The 25,718-nt window shown below is 62.8% G+C and carries 17 protein-coding genes and 2 pseudogenes; 8 read left to right on the top strand and 11 right to left on the bottom strand.

Annotated features, from left to right (window positions below; all coding sequences use genetic code 11):
• Window positions 1-314: 314 nt before the first annotated feature.
• The 6 genes from JN403_RS15700 to JN403_RS15725 all read left to right on the top strand — a co-directional run bounded on the left by JN403_RS15700 (window position 315) and on the right by JN403_RS15725 (window position 7,000).
• Window positions 315-1,892 (top strand): sugar ABC transporter ATP-binding protein, encoded by a 1,578-nt coding sequence (locus tag JN403_RS15700; RefSeq protein ID WP_205483097.1) that lies wholly within the window; start codon window positions 315-317, stop codon window positions 1,890-1,892.
• Between the two features lie 15 nt (window positions 1,893-1,907).
• Entirely contained in the window at window positions 1,908-2,900 is a 993-nt protein-coding gene (locus tag JN403_RS15705; protein ID WP_108121758.1) for a ribose ABC transporter permease, read from the top strand.
• Window positions 2,901-2,964: 64 nt separating this feature from the next.
• Window positions 2,965-3,906: an ABC transporter substrate-binding protein gene (locus tag JN403_RS15710; protein WP_205483098.1), complete on the top strand. Its 942-nt coding sequence runs from the start codon at window positions 2,965-2,967 to the stop codon at window positions 3,904-3,906.
• Window positions 3,907-3,932: 26 nt separating this feature from the next.
• The gene (locus tag JN403_RS15715; RefSeq protein WP_205483099.1) at window positions 3,933-4,931 is read left to right on the top strand and encodes a LacI family DNA-binding transcriptional regulator; all 999 of its coding nucleotides are present in this window, start codon (window positions 3,933-3,935) and stop codon (window positions 4,929-4,931) included.
• A gap of 43 nt (window positions 4,932-4,974) precedes the next feature.
• Window positions 4,975-6,459 (top strand): xylulokinase, encoded by a 1,485-nt coding sequence (xylB, locus tag JN403_RS15720; protein WP_205483101.1) that lies wholly within the window; start codon window positions 4,975-4,977, stop codon window positions 6,457-6,459.
• 7 nt (window positions 6,460-6,466) lie between these two features.
• A complete protein-coding gene (locus JN403_RS15725; RefSeq protein ID WP_205483102.1) occupies window positions 6,467-7,000 on the top strand; it encodes a GNAT family N-acetyltransferase in 534 nt (177 codons plus the stop codon).
• Window positions 7,001-8,148: 1,148 nt separating this feature from the next.
• Here the strand turns inward: JN403_RS15725 and JN403_RS15730 are convergent.
• The 9 genes and pseudogenes from JN403_RS15730 to JN403_RS15770 all read right to left on the bottom strand — a co-directional run bounded on the left by JN403_RS15730 (window position 8,149) and on the right by JN403_RS15770 (window position 19,957).
• Window positions 8,149-9,203: pseudogene (locus tag JN403_RS15730) on the bottom strand (permease).
• An 84-nt stretch (window positions 9,204-9,287) separates the two neighbouring features.
• Window positions 9,288-10,880 carry an ABC transporter ATP-binding protein gene (locus JN403_RS15735; protein ID WP_205483103.1) on the bottom strand — a complete coding sequence of 531 codons (1,593 nt, stop codon included), beginning with the start codon at window positions 10,878-10,880 and terminating at the stop codon, window positions 9,288-9,290.
• A gap of 8 nt (window positions 10,881-10,888) precedes the next feature.
• On the bottom strand, window positions 10,889-11,911 hold the full coding sequence (locus JN403_RS15740) for an ABC transporter permease (RefSeq protein WP_205483104.1): 1,023 nt from the start codon (window positions 11,909-11,911) through the stop codon (window positions 10,889-10,891).
• Complete coding sequence (gene yejB / locus JN403_RS15745; protein ID WP_205483105.1) at window positions 11,911-12,981, bottom strand: microcin C ABC transporter permease YejB; 1,071 nt, start codon at window positions 12,979-12,981, stop codon at window positions 11,911-11,913. The genes JN403_RS15740 and yejB overlap by 1 nt, the downstream gene beginning before the upstream one ends.
• 1 nt (window position 12,982) lies before the next feature.
• Window positions 12,983-14,922: pseudogene (locus JN403_RS15750) on the bottom strand (extracellular solute-binding protein).
• A gap of 60 nt (window positions 14,923-14,982) precedes the next feature.
• Entirely contained in the window at window positions 14,983-17,721 is a 2,739-nt protein-coding gene (locus JN403_RS15755; RefSeq protein ID WP_205483106.1) for a TonB-dependent receptor, read from the bottom strand.
• Between the two features lie 217 nt (window positions 17,722-17,938).
• A complete protein-coding gene (locus JN403_RS15760; protein WP_205483107.1) occupies window positions 17,939-18,340 on the bottom strand; it encodes a biopolymer transporter ExbD in 402 nt (133 codons plus the stop codon).
• Window positions 18,340-19,047, bottom strand: a complete 708-nt coding sequence (locus tag JN403_RS15765) for a MotA/TolQ/ExbB proton channel family protein (protein WP_205483110.1) — start codon at window positions 19,045-19,047, stop codon at window positions 18,340-18,342. The genes JN403_RS15760 and JN403_RS15765 overlap by 1 nt, the downstream gene beginning before the upstream one ends.
• Window positions 19,048-19,099: 52 nt before the next feature.
• On the bottom strand, window positions 19,100-19,957 hold the full coding sequence (locus tag JN403_RS15770; protein ID WP_205483112.1) for an energy transducer TonB: 858 nt from the start codon (window positions 19,955-19,957) through the stop codon (window positions 19,100-19,102).
• A 1,196-nt stretch (window positions 19,958-21,153) separates the two neighbouring features.
• Here JN403_RS15770 and JN403_RS15775 point away from each other — a divergent pair.
• The gene (locus JN403_RS15775) at window positions 21,154-22,269 is read left to right on the top strand and encodes a DUF2817 domain-containing protein (RefSeq protein WP_205483114.1); all 1,116 of its coding nucleotides are present in this window, start codon (window positions 21,154-21,156) and stop codon (window positions 22,267-22,269) included.
• A gap of 173 nt (window positions 22,270-22,442) precedes the next feature.
• Here the strand turns inward: JN403_RS15775 and JN403_RS15780 are convergent, their stop codons facing one another.
• A complete protein-coding gene (locus JN403_RS15780) occupies window positions 22,443-23,285 on the bottom strand; it encodes an NAD-dependent protein deacetylase (RefSeq protein WP_205483116.1) in 843 nt (280 codons plus the stop codon).
• Window positions 23,286-23,518: 233 nt separating this feature from the next.
• A complete protein-coding gene (locus JN403_RS15785) occupies window positions 23,519-24,343 on the bottom strand; it encodes an HDOD domain-containing protein (RefSeq protein WP_240356597.1) in 825 nt (274 codons plus the stop codon).
• A 280-nt stretch (window positions 24,344-24,623) separates the two neighbouring features.
• Here JN403_RS15785 and JN403_RS15790 point away from each other — a divergent pair, with 280 nt between their 5' ends.
• Complete coding sequence (locus JN403_RS15790) at window positions 24,624-25,643, top strand: branched-chain amino acid aminotransferase (protein WP_122625417.1); 1,020 nt, start codon at window positions 24,624-24,626, stop codon at window positions 25,641-25,643.
• Window positions 25,644-25,718: the final 75 nt, after the last annotated feature.

The following is a 25,718-nucleotide window of genomic DNA, read 5'->3' on the forward strand; positions in this document are numbered from 1 at the left end:
GTCAGGGCTGACCTCTGCCGCGCTGGGTAGAACCGACTTCAGCCGGGAAGGCGCCAGGCCTCACGCCACACGACCCCAGCTCCAAATAACAAAGCAAGCGCTTGCGTGAATCGATTCAGCTGTTTTAGGATTCAGCTGTTCCGAAATATTTCGAAGCAATACCCGAGTGCCACCCGCAAAGAGGTGGCCCAGGCATAACAACAAGAAACCTCGGAGATCCACATGATCAGCTCGTCTGCTCGATTGCCGCGTGTGCTGTCCGCGCTCGTCATTGCTGCTTCATCGGCCGCCCGGCCATGAGTGCCGTCCTCGCTATGTCCCCTCAACCCGTACTGGAAATGTCCGCCATTTCCAAGACCTTCAACGGCCTGCGCGTGCTGAAAAATGTCGCTCTCAAGGTCTACGCCGGTGAGGTTCATGCGCTGATGGGCGAGAACGGCGCGGGCAAGTCGACGCTGATGAAGATTTTGTCCGGCGCTTACCAGGCCGACGCCGGCGGCGAGATCCGTATCGACGGCCAGGCCCTGAGCGCATTCGACCCGTTGTCTGCCAAAGCGCGCGGCATCGCCGTGATCTATCAGGAACTGAGCCTCTGCCCGAACCTCAGCGTCGCCGAGAACATTTACCTGGGCCGCGAATTGCGCCGTGGCTGGAGCATCGACCGCAAGGCCATGGAAGCCGGCTGCGTTGACGTACTGGTGCGACTGGGCGCCGATTTCAAACCGTCGACCACCGTCAGCGTGCTGTCCATTGCCGAGCGGCAACTGGTAGAGATTGCCCGGGCGCTGCACGCCAACGCGAAGATCCTGGTGATGGACGAGCCGACCACGCCGCTGTCGTCCCGGGAGACCGACCGCCTGTTCGCGCTGATCAAACAGCTGCGTGATCAGGGCCTGGCAATCATTTACATCAGCCATCGCATGGCCGAAATCTACGAACTGTCCGACCGGGTCTCGGTGCTGCGCGACGGCGAGTACGTGGGCATGCTGGAGCGTGACGCGTTGTCGGCCGAGGCGCTGGTGAAGATGATGGTCGGCCGCGACCTGTCCGGTTTCTACAAGAAAGAGCACGCCGCTTACGACCCCGGCGCGGTGGTCATGCGCGTGCGTGATATGGCCGACGGCAAGCGCGTCAAGCCGTGCAGTTTTGACCTGCACGCCGGCGAGGTGTTGGGCATTGCCGGACTGGTCGGGGCAGGGCGCACGGAACTGGCGCGACTGATTTTCGCCGCCGACTCACGCACCTCTGGCACCCTCGAAGTTGCTGGCAAGGCGATCACTGATTTACGCAACCCCACCGATGCCATCCGAGCCGGCGTGGTTTACCTGACCGAAGATCGCAAGGCCCAGGGCCTGTTTCTCGACATGAGCGTGCGCGACAACATCAACGTCTGCGCCTGCGTGCCCGATGCCCATGCCGGTGGCGTGCTGGATCGCGGCCGTGGCGCACGGCGGGCAATCGAGGCGATTCGTTCGCTGTCGATCCGCGTGGCGTCGGGCAAGGTCAATGTCGGCGCGCTGTCCGGCGGCAACCAGCAGAAGGTGCTGCTGGCGCGGCTGCTGGAGGTCAAGCCTCACGTGCTGATTCTCGACGAGCCCACTCGTGGCGTGGACATCGGCTCGAAGTCCGAGATCTACCGAATCATCAACGAACTGGCCAAGGCCGGCGTCGGCATTGTGGTGATCTCCAGCGAGCTGCCGGAAATCATCGGCACCTGCGACCGCGTGCTGATCATGCGTGAAGGCGAGCTGGTGGCCGAAGTCGGCGGCGCGTCCGGGCAGGAGATATCCCAGGAGCGGATCATCGATCTGGCGACAGGCAGCGAGAACGCTGCAGCCGCCGCGGCCCACGGCGCCCGCGATACTTCCGACCACCCCATTCAACAACAATAAAAAGGAAACCAGGCCATGAGTCTGCCCCTGGAAAACTCGCCCACCGTTGCCGCCATCAGCAAGCGTGAACGCGTGCGCGAACTGATGCGCACCGTTGGCATGCTGCCGGTGCTGATTCTGTTGTTGATCGGCTTTTCGCTGATGACCGACACCTTCATGAGCTGGCAGAACCTCTCGATCATCACCCAGCAAGCGTCGGTCAACGTGGTGTTGGCAGCGGGGATGACCTTTGTGATCCTGACCGCCGGCATCGACCTGTCGGTGGGGGCGATTCTCGCGGCCTCCGCAGTGGTCGCCCTGCAAGCCTCGATGTCACCGCAGTTCGGCATGCTCGGCATCGCCGCCGGCGTGGGTTTCGGCCTGCTACTGGGACTGGTCAACGGCGGGCTCATTGCGTTCATGCGCCTGCCGCCGTTCATCGTCACCCTCGGCGCGCTCACCGCCATGCGCGGCCTGGCGCGTCTGCTGGCCGACGACAAAACCGTGTTCAACCCCGACCTGCCGTTTGCCTTCATCGGCAACGACTCGGTGCTCGGCGTGCCGTGGCTGGTGATCATCGCCGTGGCGGTCATCGCGGTCTCGTGGTTCATCCTGCGCCGCACGGTGATGGGCGTGCAGATCTACTCGGTGGGCGGCAACCCCGAAGCGGCGCGCCTGTCCGGGATCAAAGTGTGGAAGGTGTTGCTGTTCGTCTACGCGGTGTCCGGCGCGCTGGCCGGGCTCGGCGCAGTGATGAGCGCCTCGCGCCTGTTCGCCGCCAACGGGCTGCAGCTGGGCCAGTCCTACGAGCTGGACGCCATTGCAGCGGTCATCCTCGGTGGCACCAGTTTCACCGGCGGCGTCGGCACCATCGGTGGCACCCTGATCGGCGCGCTGATCATCGCGGTGCTGACCAATGGCTTGGTGCTGCTGGGCGTCTCCGATATCTGGCAATACATCATCAAAGGCATCGTGATCATCGGTGCGGTGGCGCTGGATCGCTATCGCCAGTCCGGTGCGCGAACCTGATCTACCGCTGTTTTGCTCCATGCGTTTCAACGAAGACTCCGACAATAATCACAAGAGAGAACCCATGAACGTCAAACGCAAATTCCCCGCTGTCGTGTCCCTGTGCCTGGCCGCGTTGCTGTCCCAGGGCGTTCAAGCCCGCGAGCTGAAATCCGTCGGCATCACCCTGGGTTCCCTGGGCAACCCGTATTTCGTCACCCTGGCCGACGGCGCCAAGGCCAAGGCTATGGAGCTCAACCCCAACGTCAAAGTCACCTCCGTCTCCGCCGATTACGACCTGAGCAAGCAGTTCTCCCAGATCGACAACTTCATTGCGTCGGGCGTTGACCTGATCCTGATCAATGCAGTGGACCCGAAGGCCATTGCTTCGGCGATCAAGAAGGCCCAGGCCGCCGGCATCAAGGTCGTGGCCGTGGACGTGAGCGCCGCCGGCGTCGACGCCACCGTGCAGACCGATAACGTCGAAGCGGGCAAGCTGGCCTGCCAGTTCATCGTCGACAAGCTGTCGGGCAAGGGCAACGTGATCATCCAGAACGGCCCGCAAGTGACCGCCGTCACCGACCGCGTCGCCGGCTGCAAATCGGCCTTCGCCGCTGCGCCGGACATCAAGATCCTCTCCGACGATCAGGACGCCAAAGGCTCCCGCGAAGGCGGCCTGAACGCGATGCAGGGTTACCTGACCCGCTTCCCGAAAATCGACGGTCTGTTCGCGATCAACGATCCGCAGGCCATTGGCAGTGACCTGGCCGCCAAGCAGCTGAAACGCAGCGGCATCGTCATCACATCGGTGGACGGCGCGCCGGACATCGAGCAAGCGCTCAAGTCCGACACCTCGATTCAGGCCTCCGCCAGCCAGGACCCGTGGGCCATGGCGCAGCAGGCGGTGGTCATCGGCAACGATTTGCTCAACGACAAGAAGCCGGCTGAAGCGGTCACCCAGCTGACGCCAAAACTGATCACCCGCGACAACGTCGGTTCCTACAGCGGCTGGTCCAGCAAGCACTGAGACGCGGGCCTGAAGGAGTCGGCGCAGTGATCAAAATGGAAGACGTGGCGAAGCGGGCGCGGGTATCGACGTCGACCGTTTCCCACGTGCTCAACGGCACGCGCAAGGTCAGCGCCAAGACGGTGGAAGCGGTGCAGCGGGCGGTTCAGGACTTGGGCTACATCCCCAACACCCTGGCGCGCTCGCTGGCCCGTTCGCGCACCCACACCATTGGCGTGGCGATCTCGGCGCTGTCGAACCACTATTTCAGCGAGACCGTGCACGCCATCGAAACCGAATGCGCGCGCCACGGCATCATGATGTTGTTCGTCGACACCCACGACGATCCCGCCCAGGAACTGCGGGTGGTGCAGGCGCTGCACCATCGCCGCGTCGACGGCATTCTGCTTGCGCCATCCAGCGATCCGCAGCAGGCAGCGTTGGCCTACTTGCGCAGCAACGCCATTCCCAGCGTGTTGGTGGACCGGATGGCGGTGGAGGGTTTCGATCAGGTCGGCGTCGAGAATCGCCAATCCACCGCTGAGTTGGTGACCCACCTCATCGGCCACGGTCATCGGCGCATCGGCATGATCGCCGGGCATCGCGGCCTGAGCACGACAGAGGAGCGCATTGAGGGTTATCGACAGGCGCTCGTCGAGGCTGATCTGCCGTGGGATCCGCAGTTGCTGATCGACGGCGAGTCGAACAGCGAATCGGCACGGGTCGCCACGTCAGCGCTGTTGCGCCTGAACCCGCCGCCCACGGCGATTCTGGCGGCGAATAACCTGATGACCATCGGCGCCATGCACGCGCTGCGGGACGCCAGCATTGAGGTGCCGCAGCAGATGGCGCTGGTGGGTTTCGATGATTTCGACTGGGCGGATTTTTTCCTGCCGCGCTTGAGCGTGATCGCTCAGCCGGTGCAGGCCCTGGGCGCGCGGGCGGTGCAGCTGCTGTTGCAGCGCATCGATAATCCCGAGGGCAAACGACTGTCGGAGCGACTGGCGCCGACGTTACGCATTCGCAATTCGTGTGGATGCCCTTGAGGGGCCGCTGCCAGGCACCGAATATTTCAGGAACCGGACTTTCATGAATCAGCTTGTTTCCCTGGGCATCGACCTCGGCACGTCCGAACTCAAGGCCATTTTGCTGGATGCCGACGGCGAGGTGCTGGCCCAGGCCGGTGCGCGCGTGGAAGTCAGTCGGCGGCAATCGGGCTGGTCGGAGCAGAACCCCGCTGATTGGTGGCAGGCCTGCCTGTCAGCCCTCGGGCAGTTGCGGACAAGCGATCCTCAGGCATGGGCGCGGATCGGCTGCATCGGTTTGTCGGGGCAGATGCACGGCGCGGTTCTGCTGGATGCGGCCGAGCAGGTGCTGTATCCGGCGATTCTCTGGGACGACTCCCGCGCCGTGCAGCAGGCGTCGCAGCTTAACGAAGATTTCCCGGAGTACGCCGAGGTCACCGGCAGCCTGGCCATGGCCGGGCTTACTGCGCCGAAGCTGTTGTGGATGCGGCAGGACGAACCGCAGCTGTTTGCGCGCATCGCCAGCGTGTTGTCGCCGAAGGATTACCTTCGTTTGTTGCTGACCGGCGAACAGGTCAGTGACATGTCCGACGCCGCTGGCACGTTGTGGCTGGAGGTGGCGAAGCGCGGATGGTATGCGCCGATGCTCAATGCCACCGGGCTGACGGTCGAGCAGATGCCCCGGTTGCTGGAAGCGCATCAATGGTCTGCCGGGCTGAGCGCTGAGGCGGCGGATGCGCTGGGTTTGCCGTTGGGTCTGCCCGTGGCCGCAGGCGGGGGTGACAACCCGGTTTCCGCGGTAGGCATCGGCGCGATCAACGCCGGCGATGCGTTCGTCACCCTCGGCACCAGCGCGGCCATCGTCGCGATCACCGATCATCCGGCGGGCAACCCGGCCAGCGCCGTGCACAGCTTTTGCCACGCACTGCCGCAGCGCTGGTACACGATGGGGGCGATGCTGGCCGGAGCGAGTTGTCTGCGCTGGGTCACCCGATTGTTGGGTCAGACCAGTGAGCAAGCCTTGCTCGATCAGGTTCACGCTGCGTTGCCGGTCGATCGGCCGGTGGCGATTTCAAATCCGCTGTTTCTGCCGTACCTCGCCGGTGAGCGCACGCCCCACAACGACCCGCTGTTGCGCGGTGGGTTCATGAGCCTGGGCCATGACAGCACGCCCGCGATGTTGGGTTACGCGGTGCTTGAAGGCGTCGGTTTCGGGCTGCTGGACGCGATGAACGCTACGCTGTCGGCCGGCGCCACGGTCAACGCCTGCGCCCTGGTGGGCGGCGGCGCTCGCAGCGAATACTGGGCGCAGTTGCTGGCCAATATTCTGGATCGCGAGGTGTACACGCTGCACTTCAGCGAACTCAGCGCGTGCATCGGCGCGGCAAAGCTTGGGTATTTGTCGATCGGGGAAGGGGCTGAGCTGTTGAAACGGGGAATGCCGGTGAAGGCGCGCTATCAGCCGATGCCGGAAGTGCAGGGTGCGTTGCAGGTGCGTTATCAGAGGTTTCGCGGATTATTGACGGCAGCGAAGGGATTACGGGAGTGAAAGCGAGATGATCACGACGATCAAGCGACTGACCCCTGAATATGCCGCGGCTTATCGAGCACTGATGCTCGACGCATACCGACTGCACCCGGACGCGTTTACCTCCGATGTCAGCGAGCGCGAAGCGCTGCCAATCGGCTGGTGGGAGAAGCGGCTGGCAGTGGGTTCTGAGGTGGCGGACGTGGTGTTTGGCGCAGTTGATGGGGGCCATCTGTTGGGGGTTGCCGGTCTTTCCGTTGAAAGCAGAAAGAAGGCCCGTCATAAATCTACGCTGTTCGGGATGTACGTTCCGCACCCCCATCGCGGCAAGGGTCTCGGGCGGGATTTGGTTGTAGGCGTGCTGGATCATGCACGGGGCCAGTCGCAGCTGTTGCTTGTTCAGTTGACGGTTACGCAGGGCAATCGCAGCGCCCAGGGCCTTTATGAGCGGATGGGGTTTGAGGTGTTTGGCGTGGAGCCGTATGCGGTGGCGGTGGGCGAGGGGTATGTTTCAAAGGTGCATATGTGGTGCGATTTGAAAGGGATAACGGCAGGCGATTGAGGGCAGATCAAGATCCTTAAGGTCAAGATTCTTAAGATCAAGATCCTTAAGGTCAAGAGCGTCTGCCTGGGGGCAGACTGTTTCGCCTTCGGCGAGTTACTTGGAAAAGCACCCCAAGTAACCAAGGGTGCTTGCTCCTGGTTGGGCCCGACTTCGTCGGGTTCCTTCACTCCGGTCCCGCTCCGTGGGCCCGCGCCGAACGGGCATCCATGCCCTGACGGCGCTCTCGCCGCATCCATGCGGCTCGGCCCACTCCGCGATACCTGCGTTCAGCCTGCACCCAAGTCGCGGTTGGCGGTGACTGGGCTTTTGCGCATGAAGATCTAAAGCAGATCAAAAGCAGATCGAGGGCAGATCAACGGCAGGTCACGGGAACGGACTTGTGAGAGTGAGCTTGCTCACTAAGGGGGCGGTACATCCAGTGGATCTGGTATTTGAGATGAAGCGTTCGCGAGCAAGCTCGTTCCCACAGCTATGGGTGGTAGCAGCAAAATTGTTGGTGTATGGGCTGGCCTCTTCCCGGCTAAAGCCGGTCCCACTGATAGACCGCGTACGCCTGCAGGACTGGCTTCAGCCGGGAGGCCGCAGCGGCAGGTCGGGGCGATGGACTTGTCGGAGTGAGCTTGCTCACGAAGGGGGCGGTACATCCAGCGGATATCTGATGTTTGAGATAACGCACTCGCGAGCAAGCTCGTTCCCATAGGTAGGGGTGGCCTCAGCAAGAATGTTGGCGTCTGGGCGGGCCTCTTCCCGGCTAAAGCCGGTCCTACTAAGAAATCGCATGCATCCAGCGGGATGGGCGCCGACTGTAGGACCGGCTTTAGCCGGAAGCTCGTTGATCTTGATCTGCTATTGGTCTTGATCTTCATACACAGCTAGCCCAGACGACACCCATCGCGACTTTGGTGCAGGCTGAACGCAGGTTTCGCGGAGTGGGCCGAGCGGCATGGATGCCGCGAGAGCCGCCCCCGCCATGGATGGCGGATGGCGGCGGGCCCACGGAGCGGGACCGGAGTGAAGGAACCCTGACGAAGGAAGGGCCCAACCGAGAGCAAGCACCCTTGGTTACTTGGGGTGCTTTTCCAAGTAACTCGCCGAAGGCGAAACAGTGTGCCCCCAGGCAGACGCTTGTGATCTTGATCTCAGCCTTACAACAAAGCGGCGCCTACCAACCCACTTACCACGCCGACCAGCATGGTCAGCACCCCCACGACCACCAGCACCTTGGCGTCGAAGGATTTGCGCAGCATCAGCAGCGACGGCAGGCTCACGCTCGGCAGCGTCATCAGCAGCGCCACCGCCGGCGCAGTGCCCAGCCCCAAAGCCAGCAGCGTTTGCACGATCGGAATTTCAGCAGCGGTCGGGATCACAAACAGCGTGCCGACGATCGCCAGCGGCACCAGCCACAACAGGCTGTTGCCCATCGCACCGTCCACGTGAGGGAACAGCCAGACCCGCGCGGCGCCCAGAATCAGCACGGCGATGACGTAAATCGGGATGGTGGTCCAGAACAACTGCCAAATCGTCTTGCCCCATCGCACCAGCAAGCTGCCTTCGTCCGGCATTTCGGCGTTGGCCACGGCCTCCAGCGCCTGCTCTGGCAACACTTCCGGACGAGAAATGCGTTGCGCAATCAGGGAAACACCGATCACCAGCACCAGGCCCGCCACCAGTCGCAGGGCCGTAAAACCCCAGCCCAGCACGAAGCCCATGAACACCAGCGTGGCCGGATTGAGCACCGGGTTGGCGATCCAGAAGGCCAATGCTGCGCCCACCGAGACGTTCTGCTTGCGTAAGCCCGCAGCCACCGGCGCTGCGCAGCAGCTGCACATCATGCCCGGCAGGGCGAACAGGCCGCCGCGAATCGTCGAACCCGGCCCGGCACGGCCGAACATTTTCAGCAGCCAGTCCCGGGGATCAGCACCTGTAGCAGCGAGCCGAGGATGACTGCCAGCACGGCGGCCTTCCAGATGGCCAGAAAATAGACCTGGGCGTAGGCCAGCGCGGCTGCCCACGGCGTGGCCGGGTTGTCGTTGATGATCGAGCCACCGATGGTGTGGGTGTCGGCGGCGATGAAGGACTTCAGGTAATACGGCGACCACTTGACGTAGTACAAGCCGATGGCGGCCACCAGCAGGAAGGCCAGGGGTTTCCACCAGAACGACCAGCCGCGGCGTTCGGAGGTGAGCGGGAGGGCAGTCATGACAGGCACCAGAGCAGGAAATCGAGGGGGCGGGATGATACGCCGTGGCCGGGCATTATAGTAGGTGTCGCAAGGTATGTCGGCTCATGCCCGTCCGCCGAAATCCAGCCCGGAGGCGCGCAACAGTTCCTGGGTGTAGGGCTGGCGCGGGTTGCCGAAGATCGCCCGCGCCGGGCCTTGCTCGACCACCTTGCCGTCTTTGATCACCAGCACGTCGTGGGCCAGGGCGTGAACCACCGCCAGGTCGTGGCTGATGAACAGATAGCTGAGGCCGTGGCGAATCTGCAAATCCCGCAGCAGGGCGATTATCTGCTTTTGCACGGTGCGGTCCAGCGCGGAAGTGGGTTCGTCGAGCAGGATCAGCTCCGGTTCCAGCACCAGCGCCCGGGCAATGGCCACACGCTGTCGCTGACCGCCGGAGAATTCATGGGGGTAACGGTGACGGCTGTTCGGGTCCAGGCCGACTTCGCCGAGCACGCGGATCACCGTCTGTTCACGCTGGGCCGGGGTGCCGATGCCGTGGGTCAGCAGCCCTTCGGCGATGATCTGCTGCACCGTCATGCGCGGACTCAAGCTGCCGAAAGGATCCTGAAACACCACCTGAATGCGCTTGCGCAAGGGCCGCATCAGTTGCTGGCTGCGCAGGCTCAGTTCCTTGTTGCCGAAGCGGATACTGCCTTCGGAGTCGATCAGCCGCAGGATCGCCTGGCCCAGGGTCGATTTGCCCGACCCGGACTCGCCGACGATGCCCAGGGTCTGGCCCTTCAACAGCTCGAAACTCACCCCATCCACCGCCTTGATGTACTGCCGCTCGCGCCGCAACAACGGTTTGGGCAACGGAAACCAGACCTTCAGCGCGTCCACCGACAGCAGCCTCTGGGTGTGCTCGCCGGGCACCGGTTCGCCGTCGGGTTCGGCATTGATCAGCAGGCGGCTGTAGGGGTGTTGCGGATCGGCGAACAGCGTCTGGCACTCGGCCTGCTCGACGATTTCCCCGGCGCGCATCACGCAGACACGCTGGGCAACGCGCCGGACCAGATTGAGGTCATGGCTGATCAGCAGCAGCGACATGCCCAACCGTTGTTGCAGGGATTTGAGCAGCTCCAGAATCTTCAGCTGCACCGTGACGTCCAGCGCAGTGGTGGGCTCGTCGGCGATCAGCAGCTCGGGTTCGTTGGCCAGGGCCATGGCAATCATCACCCGCTGGCGCTGGCCGCCGGACAATTGATGGGGCAGCGCCTTGAGCCGTTGCGGCGGGTTTTGAATGCCCACCAGCCCGAGCAACTCCAGGGTGCGCTCGCGGGCGGCCTTGCCCTTGAGGCCCTTGTGCAGGGCGAGGATTTCGCCGATCTGTTTCTCCACGGTGTGCAAGGGGTTCAGCGAGGTCATCGGCTCCTGGAAGATCATGGCGATGCGGTTGCCGCGCAGCCCCCGCAGTGCTTTGTCGCTGGCTTTAAGCAGATCGACGCCCTTGTAGCGAATGCTGCCCTGGGTGCTCACGGACTTGGCCGGCAGCAGGCGCAGGATCGAATGCGCCGTCACCGATTTGCCCGACCCGGACTCGCCGACCAGCGCCAGGCATTCGCCGGGCTGGATGTCGAGGTCGATGCCGTGCACGACTTCGGCACCGTTGAAGGCCACGCGCAGGTTGCGGATCTGGATCAGAGGGTCAGTCATGGCAGCGCTCAAGTTCGGGGGTCGAAGGCGTCACGGCAGGCTTCGCCGATGAACACCAGTAGCGTGAGAATCAACGCCAGGGCGCAGAACGCCGTGACGCCCAGCCACGGCGCCTGCAAGTTGCGTTTGGCCTGGCCGATCAGTTCGCCCAGGGACGCGCTTTCAGCGGGCATGCCGAAGCCGAGGAAATCCAGCGCGGTCAGTGTGGCGATGGCGCCGGTGACGATGAACGGCAGGTAGGTGAGGGTGCTGGTCATGGCATTGGGCAGAATGTGCCGCCACATCAGAGCGCCGTCGCTGAGACCCAGGGCGCGGGCGGCTTTGACGTATTCCAGATTGCGCCCGCGCAGGAACTCGGCGCGGACCACGTCGACCAGCGCCAGCCAGGAAAACAGCGACATGATCCCCAGCAGCCACCAGAAATCCGGCTCGACGAAACCCGACAGGATGATCAACAGGTACAGCACCGGCAGCCCCGACCAGACTTCCTGCAAGCGCTGGCCGATCAAATCCGCCAGTCCGCCGTAGTAGCCCTGAATCGCCCCGGCGAACACGCCGATCACCGTGCTGATGGCGGTCAGCGCCAACGCGAAGAGTATCGACACGCGAGTGCCGAACAGCACCCGCGCCATCACGTCCCGGGCCTGGTCGTCGGTGCCCAGCCAGTTGCGCGCACTCGGCGGGCTGGGCGAGGGCTCGCGGAGTTCGTAATTGACCGTGTCGTAGCTGAAGGGGATCGGCGCGAAGAGCATCCAGCCGCCCCTGTCGGCGATCAGTTTGCGCACGTAGTCGCTGGAATAGTCCGGCTCGAAAGGCAGCTCGCCGCCGAAGTCGGTTTCGAGATACTGATGCAGGGCCGGGAAGTACAGCTCGCCCTGATAGCGGACGATCAACGGCTTGTCGTTGGCGATCAGTTCGCCGCACAGGCAGATGACCAGCAACGCAACGAACAGCCACAGCGACCACCAGCCGCGACGGTTGGCCTTGAAGTTGGCGACACGGCGCTGGTTTTGCGGGGAAAACTCGAACATCAGGCGCTCCTCGCGGAAAAATCGATGCGCGGGTCGACGAGCGTGTAGCACAGGTCGCCCACTAGCTTGATCAACAGGCCGAACAGGGTGAACAGGAACAGCGTGCCGAAGACCACCGGGTAATCCCGGGAGACGGCCGCTTCGTAGCTCATCCGGCCGATGCCATCGAGGCCGAAGATGGTTTCGATCAGCAGCGAGCCGGCGAAGAACACCTCGATCAGCGCCTGGGGAATGCCCGCCACCACCAGCAGCATGGCGTTGCGGGACACGTGGCCGTAGAGCACGCGCTGCTCGCTGAGGCCCTTGGCCCGGGCGGTGACCACGTACTGGCGGCCGATCTCGTTGAGGAAGCTGTTTTTAGTGAGGATCGTCAGCGTCGCGAAGCCGCCGATGACCAGCGCGCTGACCGGCAACACCAGATGCCACAGGTAATCGCGCAACTTGCCAAGCGGCGAGAGACTGTCGAAGTCGTCGGAGAACAGCCCCTGGGCCGGAAACCAGCTCCAGTAGCTGCCGCCGGCAAACACCACGATCAACAGAATGGCGAACAGAAACGCCGGGATGGCGTAGCCGATGATGATCACCGTGCTGCTCCAGACATCGAAGCGGCTGCCATGCAGGACGGCCTTGCGGATGCCCAGCGGGATCGAAATCAGGTACGTGATCAGAGTTGCCCACAGTCCCAGAGAAATCGTCACTGGCAGCTTCTGCAGAATCAGCCCGGTCACCGTGGCGCCGCGAAAGAAGCTGCTGCCGAAATCCAGCTGCGCGTAGTGGGTGAGCATCAGCCACAGCCGCTCGTGCAGCGGCTTGTCGAACCCGTATTGGTGCTTGATGGCTTCGACCAGTTCAGGGTCCAGGCCTTGGGCGCCGCGGCTGATCCCGCCGGTGGCCGCTACTTCGCCACCGCCCCCACCAATGCCGCCCGTTAGGCCCATGCCCTGAACCCGGGCGATGGCTTGTTCGACGGGACCGCCGGGCGCGGCCTGCACGATAAGGAAATTGACCACCAGAATGCACAGCAGCGTGGGAATGATCAGCGCCAACCGGCGCAGGGTGTAGGCGAACATGTCACTGGCCCTCCGTTGTCAGTGCGGCACGGGTATTGGCGATGCTGCTTTGGGGCGCCAGACGCGCAGCCATCTGCGCATCGGTCAGTGGCACTCGGCTGACTTCCCACCAGCTTTCCAGGCCGACGTCGTAGATCGGCTCGATCGCCGGCTTGCCAAAACGGTTGGCAAACACCACCGGCGTGCCTTGGGAGTAGTAGTTGGGAATCATGTAGAAACCCCACAGCAAAACCCGATCCAGCGCCCGCGCGTAGTGCAGCATGTCGTTGCGGTTATTGGACGCGACCAGGCCGTCGATCAGGCGGTCGACCGCCTGATTGCGCAGCACCATGGCGTTGGAGCTGCCGACCTGTCGGGCGCTTTGCGAACCGAACAGGTTGTACAGCTCACGGCCGGGGAGAGGATCGGATTGCCGTTGCTGGGCAGGGTGACCACGATCATGTCGTAGTCCCGCGCGTTCAATCGGTTCATGTACTGCGCCGAGTCCACGCGACGAAAATTCAGGGTGATGCCGATCTGCGCCAGCACGCGCTTGTACGGCAGCACCAGCCGTTCGAAACCACCCTGGCCGTCGAGGAAGGAAAATTCCAGCGGCTGACCGGCGGCGTTCACCAGCCTGTTGTTCTTCGCGTGCCAGCCGGCATCTGCCAACAGCTTCAGGGCCTTGAGCTGCTTGTCGCGGATGTAGCCGCTGCCGTCAGTCTTCGGTGCGCGCCAGACCTGATCGAAGACTTCATCCGGGATCTGCCCGCGCAACGGCTCGAGAAGACTCAGCTCCTGAGCGTCGGGCAGCTCGGTGGCGGCCATTTCGCTTTTCGGGAAGTAGGTTTGTTCGCGCACATAGAAGTTGCGCATGATCTGGCCGTTGACCCACTCGAAATCCCAGAGCATCGCCAGGGCTTCACGGACACGTTGGTCCTGGAACATCGGTTTGTCGAGATTGAACACGAAGCCCTGACCGGCCACCGGGCGGCGCTTGGCCAGAATGGTCTTTTGCAGGCGGCCGTCCTGCAGGCTCGGCGCGGTGTAGCCGACGACATAGCCGGCCGACGAGAACTCGCGGTTGTAATCGAAGTTGCCGGCCTGGACCAACTGACGGGCCACGTCGACATCGCCATAGAAATTCACCGTCAGCGCGTCGAAGTTGTAGAGCCCACGGCTGACCGGCAGGTCTTTGCCCCACCAGTCCTTGACCCGCTCGAAGCTGACGCTGCGCCCGGCGTCGACCCGCGCGACCCGATACGGCCCGCTGCCCAGCGGCGGTTCGAAGCCGCCACCCTTGGTGAAATCGCGGGTCTTCCACCAGTGCTCGGGCAGGATGCGCAGGCTGGCCAGGTCCAGGGCGAGGGTGCGGTTGGTGCCGGTCTTGAAATCGAAACGGATCTGCCCCGGCGCTTCGATGACCGCATCCTTGACGTCGGCGTAGAGCGGTCGATAGCTGAAGCTGCCCTGGGTGATCAGGGTTTGCCAGGTGTAGCGCACGTCTTCGGCGGTGATCGGCGTGCCGTCATCGAAGCGCGCCTTGGGGTTGAGGTAAAAGCGCACCCACAGATTGTCGGGATCGCGCTCCATCTTCTCGGCAACCAGCCCGTACACCGTGTAGGGCTCGTCCAGTGAGCGGTAGGCCAGTGGCGCATACACCCACGTATCGATCTGGCTCACAGAAATGCCTTGATCGACATAGGGCGTGAGGTAGTTGAACTGGCCGATCTCCTCGGACGCGCGGCTCATCGAACCGCCTTTGGGCGCGTCGGGGTCGACGTAATCAAAGTGCTGGAAATCAGCAGCGTATTTCGGCGCTTCACCATAAACGGTCAGCGCGTGCACCGGTGCGGCGAAAACCTGAGGAGCGCCAAACAACAGCGATGTAAAAAACAGCACCGTGTACAGAAATGCCACGCCCGGCAACAGTCGTGGCAAGGAAAAGGGTGTGGCAGACATGCGGACAATCCTTGTGAGCAGCCCGACGCGCCGCAGGAATGGCGCGTCGGGCACTAGCGCTTAGAAGTGATACGTCGCCCGCGCGAACAGCGTGCGGCCCAGTGGATCGGCATAACGAGGGTCGTAGCCGGACTGAAAGTTGTACGCCTGGTTGGTGAACGGCGGGTCGCGGTCGAACAGGTTGCGCACGCCGGCATCGAGGTCCAGCACCTTCTCGAAGGTATGGCCCACAGACAGGTCCCACAGCGAATACGACGGCACGGTGCCGTTGGTGCTGCGGTCGTAGTCGTTGTAGCCGCTGGTGAAGCGGTTGGTCAGGGAGGCACGGCTGTCGCCCAGGGTCCAGCTGCCGATCAACACGTGTTTCCAGCGCGCAATCACGCCATCACCCTGGAAGTCGCCAACCTTGTCGGTGTACGGACCGTCGATGATGTTCTGGAAGTCGTAGCGGTTGACGTAGGTCCCGGTCAGCCCCAGACCGAACTGGCCATACGGCGTGTTCGGGAAGCGGTAGTCCAGGGTCACGTCGACACCGTTGGTCTTGACGATGCCCAGGTTGGAGTTGCCGGTCACGATGTTGGCGATGGAGCCGTCGGCGTTGCGGATGATGCGATCGCCGTACAGGTCCGATTGGTCGAACACGGTGGATTCCGGGAACGACTGGATCTGGTTGGAGATGTGAATCCACCAGAAATCCAGGCCCATGGAGAGGTTGTTCATCGGCTGATACACGAAGCCCAGGGTGACGTTGCGGGCTTTCTCCGGGGACAGGCTCGCGTTGCCGCCGCTGCGGTTGAGGAACTGCTGATTACAGTCACGACCGGCCTGACCGCCCGGTTGCACGGTACCACCGGCGCAAAGCGTCGGATCATCGTAGTAACCCTGGCTGTAGGCCAGGCTTTGCGGGGCATACAGCTCGTACAGCGACGGCGCACGGAAACCTTCGCTGTACGCGCCGCGCATGACCAGCTCTTTGAACGGCTGGAAGCGGAACGAGTATTTCGGGTTGGTGGTGCTGCCGAAGTCGCTGTATTTGTCGTGGCGCACGGCGGCCGTCAGTTCCAGGCTGTCGATGACGGGGACGTTGAGCTCGGCGTATTCGGCCTTGACGGTGCGATCGCCGGACACCGAGCCTGCCGAATCCAGGCCTAGGCTGTCGATGTCGTCGACGAAGTCCTCGTAGTTCTGGTGCAGCTTTTCCTTGCGGTATTCGCCGCCCAGCGCCAGGCCGGATTCGCCGGCACCGAACCAGTTGCCGATCTCGCGGCTGATCCGTCCGTCCACGCCGTAGACGCGGCCGACGGCGGTGGAGTATTCGCCGTGGTACGCGGCGTCGTCGATGAACTGCTGACCCGCCGCCGATTGCGGGCCGAACGGGTTGAGCAGGCCGCTGGCCAGGCCCGCCTTGAGGGCGGCGTCGCTGGCGTAACCCGATGTCACGCTGGAAACGACCTTGCTCTGGTTGTAGTTGGCGCCCAGGTTGTAATCCCAGCCGCCGACGGTGCCGTCGAAGGTCAGCAACAGGCGCTGGTTGGTGTTCTGGTCCTTGCTGCCACGGGGGCCGGCGGCCGTTTCACGCCAGGCGGTGTCCACCGGCTGGGTCGGGTCGAGGGCGAAGTTGTTCGGGCCGGGGGTAATGCCGTTGCCGGGGTAATACGGGGAGGACGGGTCGATGCTCAGGCCGGTCAACGGCGCCGGGCCGATGCTGGTGGCGTTGTTGTTGCGGGCGAAGAAGTATTCGAGGCTGACGTTGTGGTCTTCGGCCAGCTTGCCGGTGGCGCGACCGAAGAACGAGGTCTTCTCGGTCTGCGGCACCAGGTCGATGTACTCGCGGGTACTGAACCGGCACAGCCCGTTCACGCTGACCAGGCTGGCTCCGTTGCAGTTGGGCGCGAGGGGGTTGCTGCTGTTATTGCCTTGGTAGTAGTTGCCGGGGTAAGCGGTGCCCGAGGTCTGGTTGAGGCCGCGGCCCGGGACGTAATCCTTGTCGAAAGAGCGGTCGTTGGCGTCGAGGTTTTGCTGCTTGTTGTAGTTGAACACGCCCATGACGTTGAAGCGGTCTTCATCCAGATCGCCGAAACCCCAGCTGGCGCTGACGTCCTTGCTGGCGCCGCCGCCGCTGGCCGTCGGGGTGTCGCCGCCGAGGCTCAGGGTGCCGTCGGTCAGCGACTTCTTGGTGATGAAGTTGATCACCCCGCCGATGGCGTCGGTGCCGTACAGCGCCGAGGCACCGTCGCGCAGCACTTCGATGCGGTCGATGGCGGCGAACGGAATCATGTTCAGGTCGATGGCGCTGCCATTGGGCGTGCCGACGCCGGACAAGGCGTTGTTGGCCAGACGACGGCCGTTGAGCAGGATCAGGGTTTTGTTGGCACCGATGCCGCGCATGTCGGCATAGGACGCGCCGCCGGTTGACGCACCGACCGAGCCTGCGCTGTTCATCATTGACTGGCTGCCAGTGATGCGCTGGACCATTTGTTCGGTGGTAGTTACGCCCTGTTTCTTCAGTTCATCGGCGCGCAGGATGGTCACCGGCACGGCGGTTTCCGCATCGGCCCGGCGCACGGCCGAACCGGTCACTTCCACCCGTTTGAGCTGGGTGGTCGCCGGCGCGGCAGCCACCGCTGCAGCGGGCACAGCGGCTTCACTGCCGGTCGCGGCCTCGGCTGCGCTGTCCGTGCTGTCGGCGCCATAGGCCGGGCTCATGCCGACCGCCAGTGCGCAAATCAGCGCACGAGGGTGGCGTTGTACGGCAACAACAAGGGGCTTGAGGGTAAAACCGGGAAAGCTCATCAGCATGGTAGTTTCCGACTTATTCCAGATGTTATTGAAATGGCCTTGTGAGCCCTCGTTGCTCCGACGCGGTGATAGCGGTCGGGAATTTCCTTATTTCAAGCAAGCCGCTCCCCTCCGGGGCAAAAACCCAGACGGCGGTGAATCGGGAGTAGGGTGCGCAGGGCCGCAGCGGGGTGCGGCGCCTGCTTCAGGTGCAGATCAGGTGCGGGTCATGGGCCGATCATTTGGACGTCATCACTGAAATCTTGGTGATGCCCGAGCGCTCGATGGACGCCATCGCCTTGGCCACCTGGCCGTAGTTGACGTTGGTGTCGGCCTGCAATTGCACGCGCACCTCCGGGTCCTTGGCCTTGACGTCCTTGAGGCTGAGCTCCAGGGATTCCGGCGCGACTTCGGATTTGGCCAGGTAGAACTTGCCGTCCTGATCAACGCTGACCACCACCGGGTCTTTCTTGTCGGCGGCGGCGACAGCGTCGGTTTTCGGCAGGTTGACCTTGATCGCGTTGGTCATCAGCGGCGCGGTGACGATGAACACCACCAGCAGCACGAGCATCACGTCCACCAGCGGTGTGACGTTCATTTCGCTGAGCACTTCATCGCTGTCTTGGGTGGAGAACGACATCAGCTCGCCTCCCGCACAGCCTGGCTGTGCTTGCTGGCGATGGCCTGACGGTTGATGGCGAAGGCGCTGCGCTGGGCGAGGGCGTCGAAGTCGTGGGCGAAATCATCCATGTCGGCGACGGCGAGCTTGAGACGACGCAGGAAGAAGTTGTAGATCAGCACCGCCGGCACGGCGACGGCGATGCCGACACCGGTGGCAATCAGCGCGTGACCGATGGGGCCGGCGACGGTTTCCAGGCTCGCCGAACCGCTGGCGCCGATGCTCTGCAATGCTTCCATGATCCCCCAGACCGTCCCGAACAGGCCGATGAACGGCGCGGTGCTGCCGATACTGGCGAGAATGGCCTGACCGGCTTCCAGGGCGCGGCGTTCTTTCTGGATCTGCTGGCGCAGGTTGCGTTCCAGGCGGTCGGAGCGGTTGATGGTGTGGGCGAGCTGCTGGGTGTTGCGCGGCGTTTCGTCCACCGCCATGGCTTCGAAACCGCTGTTGGCGATGCGTGCCAGAGAGCCCGGGTATTGACTGGAGTGCTCGGCGGCGGTGAGCAGATCCGGCGCCGCCCAGAAGGCTTTGGCGAACTGTTTGTTCTGGGTCTTCAAGCGTACGTACTGTGCGGATTTGATCAGCAACAGTCCCCAGCTCAGCACCGAAAACACCACCAGCGCCCAGAGTACGCCGGGGACTATCATCGAAGAGATCGATTCGTTCATGGTTACACCTCACCCGCTATATTAAGAGTTATTGTTGATGGGCTGACCGGGTTCATTCGGGCAGCTTGAAGTCGATGGTTTGCGTCGCGAAGCCTTCGATCGGGGTGTCGCCGCGCTTGGCCGGAATAAACTTCCAGTTGCGCACCGTTTCCACCGCCGCATCGTCCAGCACCTGCTTGCCGCTGGATTTGGTCACCTCCACCGTGCCGGCGCGGCCGTTCGGCAACACCTTGATGCGCAGGATTACCCGGCCTTCCATGCCCTTGCGCAACGCCGCGCCGGGGTATTCCGGTGGCGGGTTGCCCAGGCTGGCGAGCCCGGAAATCGCCGCCGACTCCTTGACCGATGCCGCCGGTGCAGCAGCCGGCGCAGGTGGCGCTGGCGAAGGTGACGGGGCGGCAGGCGCCGGTGGGCTCGGCGCAGCCGGTGCAGCCGGCGCGGGCGGTGTGGGCTTTTTCACCGGTTCGGGTTTCTTCACCGGCTTGGGCTTCTCGACCTTCGGTTTTTCGACGGGCTTTTCCACCGGTTTCGGCGGCGGCTTGACCGCGTCGGGGTCCTCGACCGGTTGCTCCGGTTCAGGGGGCGGCGGTGGTGGCGGTGGCGGTTCAGGCGGCGGCGGTGGCGGTGGCTCAGGTGGAGTTTCCGGGGTTGGCGGTGTCGGGCTGGTCAGTTCCACGGTCATCTCGGGCACTTGCGGCGCCACTTCCGGGACGTCGGCTTTGGCGGTTTGCATATACCACCAGAGGGCGCCGTGAATAAGGACCGAGGCGGCAATCAATATCAACACGTGCGACCGGCTTAATTCACCCGGGCGCGATGTGTTTTCCTTGAAAGGAATACGCGGCCAGGCCATGGACAGTGCGTCCGGCGCCGGGTCAGGTATGGCTTTCGTTTTTACCGCGTCATTCATTAAAGCTCCCTCGGGTCGTTGAAGGGCAATAAGGGTCCGTTCAAACAAGTTGCCCTGTTTGAAGTTGACGTCCGTGCTGTCGCAAGCACGAGACCTGGGAGAGCAGGTCTCTAAAGAACCACTCTTATAAGAGCTGTGGCAGCGTGAGCTATGGAGACGACATTGCAGTTCCCTGATTGCTTGTTGAGTACGAAGAAGTACGTCTTTGTTTCAGCGTCACTGGCTAACGAACATCGCTATTGCAACCGCTATGCCAGTCCAGGGCTCTAGCCAGCGCTTTCTGGCTTGTACAGGGACGATGTCGCATTCCTGTAACTTTTTAGCGAATTTCGTCAGAGGTGGGTCTGTTCGCTCTATGGAAGCAGGGCAAGTTGCCGAACCATGGGGCGAACCTATCCACACAGGTTCACCGCGGGTTTGCAAGGTGACCTGTTCCGATTGAATCAGAAGTGCGTTGCACCAAACTTGAGTAAGTGGGTGCAAGTTGGTGCGTGAGTGCTTAGGTGATCATTGTGGTAAGTCCTGAAAGTGTGACTTGTCAGTCATAAGGTGAAGGGTTGCTAACAGCGACGCACACTTCCTGAAAATGATGACTGATCGTTTTTAGTGTGTATGGATCAACAGCAATCCCTCCCGCTCGTTATTTAAAACGTTATTTGAGCGGGCGTATCTATGCCGAGAGATGACCATAAAAAGTGGCGGCCGGATCGCTATAAAAGCAACAGCCATTGAAACGAAAAAAATATCGGGCACTCCAGCGAGTGACCGCCGCGTCTCAGCCGGAGCGCTGAAGGGAAATGTGGCGGACGGCAGGCTCGCCGAGAGATGGGTGCAGCGGAAAAGGCAAGGTGCGGCGCGGGCGTGTGGGGTATGAAGGGCGCATGTCTGGCACGAATCGAATTCCTTATCGACGGACGCCAGACTTCTGGTCGGCGTCCTGCACTGTTTCGGACGGGGTAGTGTCCGGTTCCTGCACACGGGTGCGGGGTTCGCACCGTTCGGCAGCGTAGACTCTCGGCAGCCTGGGCTGGACGCGAGGCATTTCGTGGTACTGACGTTCCACTCGAGAATTACTAGAAAAAGTGTGCCAAAACGTGTCCGGTTGTAACATTTCTGACGCAGTGTCTCTTCTTCGTGGCGTACGGCCTGTCTGGTACGGGCCTGGACGCTCGGTGTCACCCCTTTGGAGCGCATTCATGAGCCACCTTTTTCCCGATCGTCCGGGCTATCGCCAGCTTCGCGAGCGCTTCATTGCGGCAGCGACCACTGCGGGTGCGCGGTTGAGCGAATACGTCCATCCGCTGGCCGGGCCTTTTGGGGAGACGCTGGCCACGGACGTCGCCTGGCTCGGCGATCCGCAGGCGCGGCGGGTGTTGGTGGCGTTGAGCGGCACCCACGGCGTCGAGGGCTATTACGGTTCCGATTGCCAGAGCCGCTGGCTGGAAGATTTTGATCCAGGCGCATTGCCCGAGGGCGTGGCGATCCTGATGATTCACCTGATCAACCCCTGGGGCACGGCGTGGATGCGTCGGGTCAACGAGGACAACCTCGATCAGAACCGCAACTACCTGGACTTCAGCCGACCATTGCCGGACAACCGTGCCTATGGCGACGTCCACGGCATTTATGCCTGCGAGGAGCTGCGCGGGCCAAAGCGCGACCAGGCGGATGCGCAGTTTCAGGCCGCGATCGATGGGCTGGGCTGGGCAGGGTTGATGTCCGTGGTGGAAGCGGGGCAGTACGCATTCCCCGATGGGTTATTATTCGGCGGCAGCGAGCCGAGCTGGTCCAATCGCACGCTGCGCAGCATCGTCGGGGAGTACTTGCAGGATGCCGAGGTAGTGAGCTGCTTTGACCTGCACACCGGCGCGGGGGATTACGGTCATCCGATGCTGATGAGCATCGTCGAGTCAGCCTACCCCGCGCTGGAGGACGCCAGGGCGTTGTTCGGGCCCTGGTTGTTTACGCTGATCACCGGCGCCAATCGGGTCAGCGCAACCGGTGTCGCGGCGACCTCCACCGGATACACCTCGCAGATGCTCCTCGACGCCTCGCCGGGCGTGCATTTAATGCCGTTTGTCATCGAGTGCGGCACGTACCCGGGCGCGGCGGTGCACGGGCATTTGCGTGATGATCACTGGCTGCACCTGCACGGCGATCCGCTGGACGAGACGGGGCGGCGGATCAAGCAAGGGCTGCTGGAGCAGTTCTATCCGGCGGACCCGGACTGGCAGGAGGTGGCGTGGGTCAGGACGCGGCAGGTGTGGAACAGGGCGTTGGCGGCGTTGCCGGGGATTCGCGCAATCAGATGAGGGATCGGGCAAGGTGGGAGCGGACTTGCTCACGATATAGGGTGGCCATCCGCCAGATCTTCAGCGACTGAAATGGCTTCTTCGTGAGCAAGCTCACTCCCACATGGACGAGGTTTGCCGCGCGACAGCCCTGGGTCAGGAAGGCGGAGATCTCCCACCTGTCATTGCATCCGTTAACCCACCAGCAGCCGCTGCGCCAAGGCCGGCAACAACACCTCGCAGGAGGCTTCAATCTTGAGATCCAGCAGATCATCGGCCCGTGTTTTCCCCAGATTGATGGCGATCAGCGGTTTGCCCTGATCTTTGATCGTGCGGCACAGGCGAAACGCCGAGAACGCCATCAGCGACGACCCCACCACCAGCAGGCCCTGAGCGTCTTCCACGCGCTGCATGGCCTTGGCTGCAGTGGGTGGCGCCACGTTCTCACCGAAAAACACCACGTCAGGTTTCATGCGTTCACCGCCACAGTGGGGGCAGTGGGGCACCTGGAAGCGCTCTTCGAAGGCGGGGTCGAGCAAAGTGTCGCCATCAGGCGCCTGCACCGCATCGACGCCGGCCAGGTAAGGGTTTTGCTCGACGAGGGTCAACTGAACGATGTCCCGCTCTGTGCGCTGGCGGCAGTCCAGGCACACCACCCAATGCAGGCTGCCGTGCAATTCCACCACGTCATGACTGCCGGCCTGATCGTGCAAGGCGTCGACGTTCTGGGTGATGACCCCGCTGATGAGATCGTGCTGCTGCAAGCGGGCAATCGCCTCGTGGGCGGGGTTGGGTTGCGCGGCGCGAACCCGGGGCCAGCCGAGCATCGCCCGGGCCCAGTAACGACGCCTGGCCTCGGGCGCGTTGAGGAATTCCTGAAACATCATCGGCTGCCGACCCCGCCGCACGCCCTCGCTGTCGCGGTAGTCCGGAATCCCGGAAGAGGTGCTGATCCCGGCGCCGGTCAGCACGACGAATGAGCGGTCTTGCATCCAGTGCAGCAGGGTGTCGACATGGGTATCGGGTACATCAGGCATGCACAGGTCCTCAATCGCGGCTGTGCGCTGATACTAGTAGGACCGGCTTCAGCCGGGAAGGGGCCTGAGTGAGCACCATCGGTTTTGCAGTGTGACGCCTGACGCTTTCCCGGCTGAAGCCAGTCCTGCAGGTTGACCGCGTTGTGTCAGTCGGACCGCGGTCAATGTGTGGGACCGGCTTCAGCCGGGAAGAAGCCGGTGTAAGCACTATCAATCTCCAACCCGGACCTTGACTAGCTCAACAACTCCGCAAACGCCTTGTCATCCTCAAGCACCTTCGGCAGCGCCGCGAACATCGCATCCAGGTCAACACCCTCCAGCAACGGGCCATCCACTTCCTGCTTCGCCTGCACGGTGGCGCCGCCGTGATTTTCCAGCGCGGCAGAAATAGTCAGTGCCTGAGCAACAATCCGTGGCTGGGTTGCGTCCCCCGGCGCCTGCATCGGCCGCGCCTGATAGGCGATGGCGTTCTGGATGACCGCCGGCAGTCCCCAGCGCCGGGCCAGTTCGGCACCGACTTCCGGGTAACCAAAACCCAACTGCAACGTTTCAATCGCCGCACGCCCGGTCGTACCGGTCTTGGTCACGCCGTTGATGCGCTCGGCAACGGCGGGCGCGCCGGTCTGGATCAACAACTCGCCGATGTCGTGCATGACCCCGCAAGTGAAGGCGATTTCCCCATCGGCGCCGGACTGTTTCGCCAGCAGACGGCAGATCCCTGCCACCTGAAAGCTCTTCAGCCAGAAACCCTTCAAATCAAAACTGGGTCCTGCCTTGAAAGCGCCGGTCACCGCCGACGCCAGCACCAATGTGCGCAAGGTGTTGAAGCCCAGGCGCATGGCGGCATCCTCAATGCTCGACGACTCCCGCGCCCCGCGAAAGCGCGCGGAGTTGGCCAGCCGCAGGATTTTCGCCGCGATCACCGGGTCCTTTTCGATATTGCCGGCGATACTGCCCAAGTCCGACGACGGGCTGTCGAACTGTTTGATCAGGTCCTGCGCCACCTTGGGAATGCTGGGAAGACTGCTCAAATCGGCAAACAACTGATCGATACCCATGGGTGCTGCTCCTGTCTCGGACGATTTACACACCATAGGCAACATTGGCGAAACTGCACGGGTCCGCCAGCGGTTTTGCTACAGACGGCACAAACACCAACGCTTGAGTCGGGCCCCGGCGGATCTTTTTCAGCTCATCTGCCGGCGAGGCGGTTTGCGCGGAGAAAAATCAGTAATATGGCGACACACCGGAACGGGTCGCGTCCTGCTCCGGGCCTTATCGATGAAACGCCAGACGCCGGACACTCCCGGCCGCGCTGGCCTGGACATAGAGGGTGTCATGGGTAACGAAAGCATTAACTGGGACAAGCTCGGCTTCGACTACATCAAGACCGACAAACGCTACCTGGCTCACTGGCGGGATGGCGCGTGGGACCAAGGCACCCTGACCGAAGACAACGTGCTGCACATCAGCGAAGGCTCCACTGCGCTGCATTACGGCCAGCAATGCTTCGAAGGCCTCAAGGCCTATCGCGCCAAAGACGGCTCGATCAACCTGTTCCGCCCCGACCAGAACGCCGCGCGCATGCAGCGCAGTTGCAGCCGCCTGCTGATGCCCCATGTGCCGACCGAGCAGTTCATCGAAGCGTGCAAGCAAGTGGTTCGCGCCAACGAGCGTTTCATTCCGCCGTACGGCACCGGCGGGGCGTTGTACCTGCGTCCGTTCGTGATCGGCGTCGGCGACAACATCGGCGTGCGTGCTGCGCCCGAGTTTATCTTCTCGGTGTTCTGCATCCCGGTGGGCCCGTACTTCAAGGGCGGCATGAAACCGCACAACTTCGTCATCTCCAGCTATGACCGCGCCGCGCCACAAGGCACCGGCGCTGCCAAAGTCGGCGGTAACTACGCAGCGAGCATGATGCCCGGCGCCGAGGCCAAGAAAGCCAACTTCGCCGATGCCATCTACCTCGATCCGTTGACCCACACCAAGATCGAAGAAGTCGGCTCGGCCAACTTTTTCGGCATCACCCACGACGACCAGTTCATCACGCCGAAATCGCCGTCCGTGCTGCCGGGCATCACCCGCCTGTCGCTGATTGAACTGGCGCAAAGCCGTCTGGGCCTGAAGGTCACCGAAGGTGAGGTGTTCATCGACAAGCTCGACCTGTTCAAGGAAGCGGGCGCGTGTGGCACTGCGGCGGTGATCACCCCGATCGGCGGCATCAGCTACAAAGACAAACTGCACGTGTTCCACAGCGAAACCGACGTCGGTCCCGTGACCCAGCGCCTGTACAAAGAGCTGACCGGCATTCAGTCCGGCGACATCGAAGGCCCGGCGGGCTGGATCGTCAAGGTCTGATCCGACGCGTTCTGCAAGCCTGAAAACCACCGCTTTCGTGCGGTGGTTTTTTCGCCCTCGCTTCGCTCACGTACG

This window comes from Pseudomonas sp. 15A4, from assembly GCF_016925575.1.
GTDB lineage: Bacteria > Pseudomonadota > Gammaproteobacteria > Pseudomonadales > Pseudomonadaceae > Aquipseudomonas.

What these genes read in the sequence shown, in the direction of transcription:
- JN403_RS15740 (WP_205483104.1), bottom strand. Translation starts at nt 11,911, where the DNA reads ATGTTCGAGTTTTCCCCGCAAAACCAGCGCCGTGTCGCCAACTTCAAG.
- JN403_RS15700 (WP_205483097.1), top strand. Translation starts at nt 315, where the DNA reads ATGTCCCCTCAACCCGTACTGGAAATGTCCGCCATTTCCAAGACCTTC.
- JN403_RS15765 (WP_205483110.1), bottom strand. Translation starts at nt 19,047, where the DNA reads ATGAACGAATCGATCTCTTCGATGATAGTCCCCGGCGTACTCTGGGCG.
- JN403_RS15705 (WP_108121758.1), top strand. Translation starts at nt 1,908, where the DNA reads ATGAGTCTGCCCCTGGAAAACTCGCCCACCGTTGCCGCCATCAGCAAG.
- JN403_RS15780 (WP_205483116.1), bottom strand. Translation starts at nt 23,285, where the DNA reads ATGCCTGATGTACCCGATACCCATGTCGACACCCTGCTGCACTGGATG.
- JN403_RS15760 (WP_205483107.1), bottom strand. Translation starts at nt 18,340, where the DNA reads ATGTCGTTCTCCACCCAAGACAGCGATGAAGTGCTCAGCGAAATGAAC.
- JN403_RS15755 (WP_205483106.1), bottom strand. Translation starts at nt 17,721, where the DNA reads ATGCTGATGAGCTTTCCCGGTTTTACCCTCAAGCCCCTTGTTGTTGCC.
- xylB (WP_205483101.1), top strand. Translation starts at nt 4,975, where the DNA reads ATGAATCAGCTTGTTTCCCTGGGCATCGACCTCGGCACGTCCGAACTC.
- JN403_RS15775 (WP_205483114.1), top strand. Translation starts at nt 21,154, where the DNA reads ATGAGCCACCTTTTTCCCGATCGTCCGGGCTATCGCCAGCTTCGCGAG.
- JN403_RS15725 (WP_205483102.1), top strand. Translation starts at nt 6,467, where the DNA reads ATGATCACGACGATCAAGCGACTGACCCCTGAATATGCCGCGGCTTAT.
- JN403_RS15785 (WP_240356597.1), bottom strand. Translation starts at nt 24,343, where the DNA reads ATGGGTATCGATCAGTTGTTTGCCGATTTGAGCAGTCTTCCCAGCATT.
- JN403_RS15790 (WP_122625417.1), top strand. Translation starts at nt 24,624, where the DNA reads ATGGGTAACGAAAGCATTAACTGGGACAAGCTCGGCTTCGACTACATC.
- JN403_RS15770 (WP_205483112.1), bottom strand. Translation starts at nt 19,957, where the DNA reads ATGAATGACGCGGTAAAAACGAAAGCCATACCTGACCCGGCGCCGGAC.
- JN403_RS15735 (WP_205483103.1), bottom strand. Translation starts at nt 10,880, where the DNA reads ATGACTGACCCTCTGATCCAGATCCGCAACCTGCGCGTGGCCTTCAAC.
- JN403_RS15710 (WP_205483098.1), top strand. Translation starts at nt 2,965, where the DNA reads ATGAACGTCAAACGCAAATTCCCCGCTGTCGTGTCCCTGTGCCTGGCC.
- yejB (WP_205483105.1), bottom strand. Translation starts at nt 12,981, where the DNA reads ATGTTCGCCTACACCCTGCGCCGGTTGGCGCTGATCATTCCCACGCTG.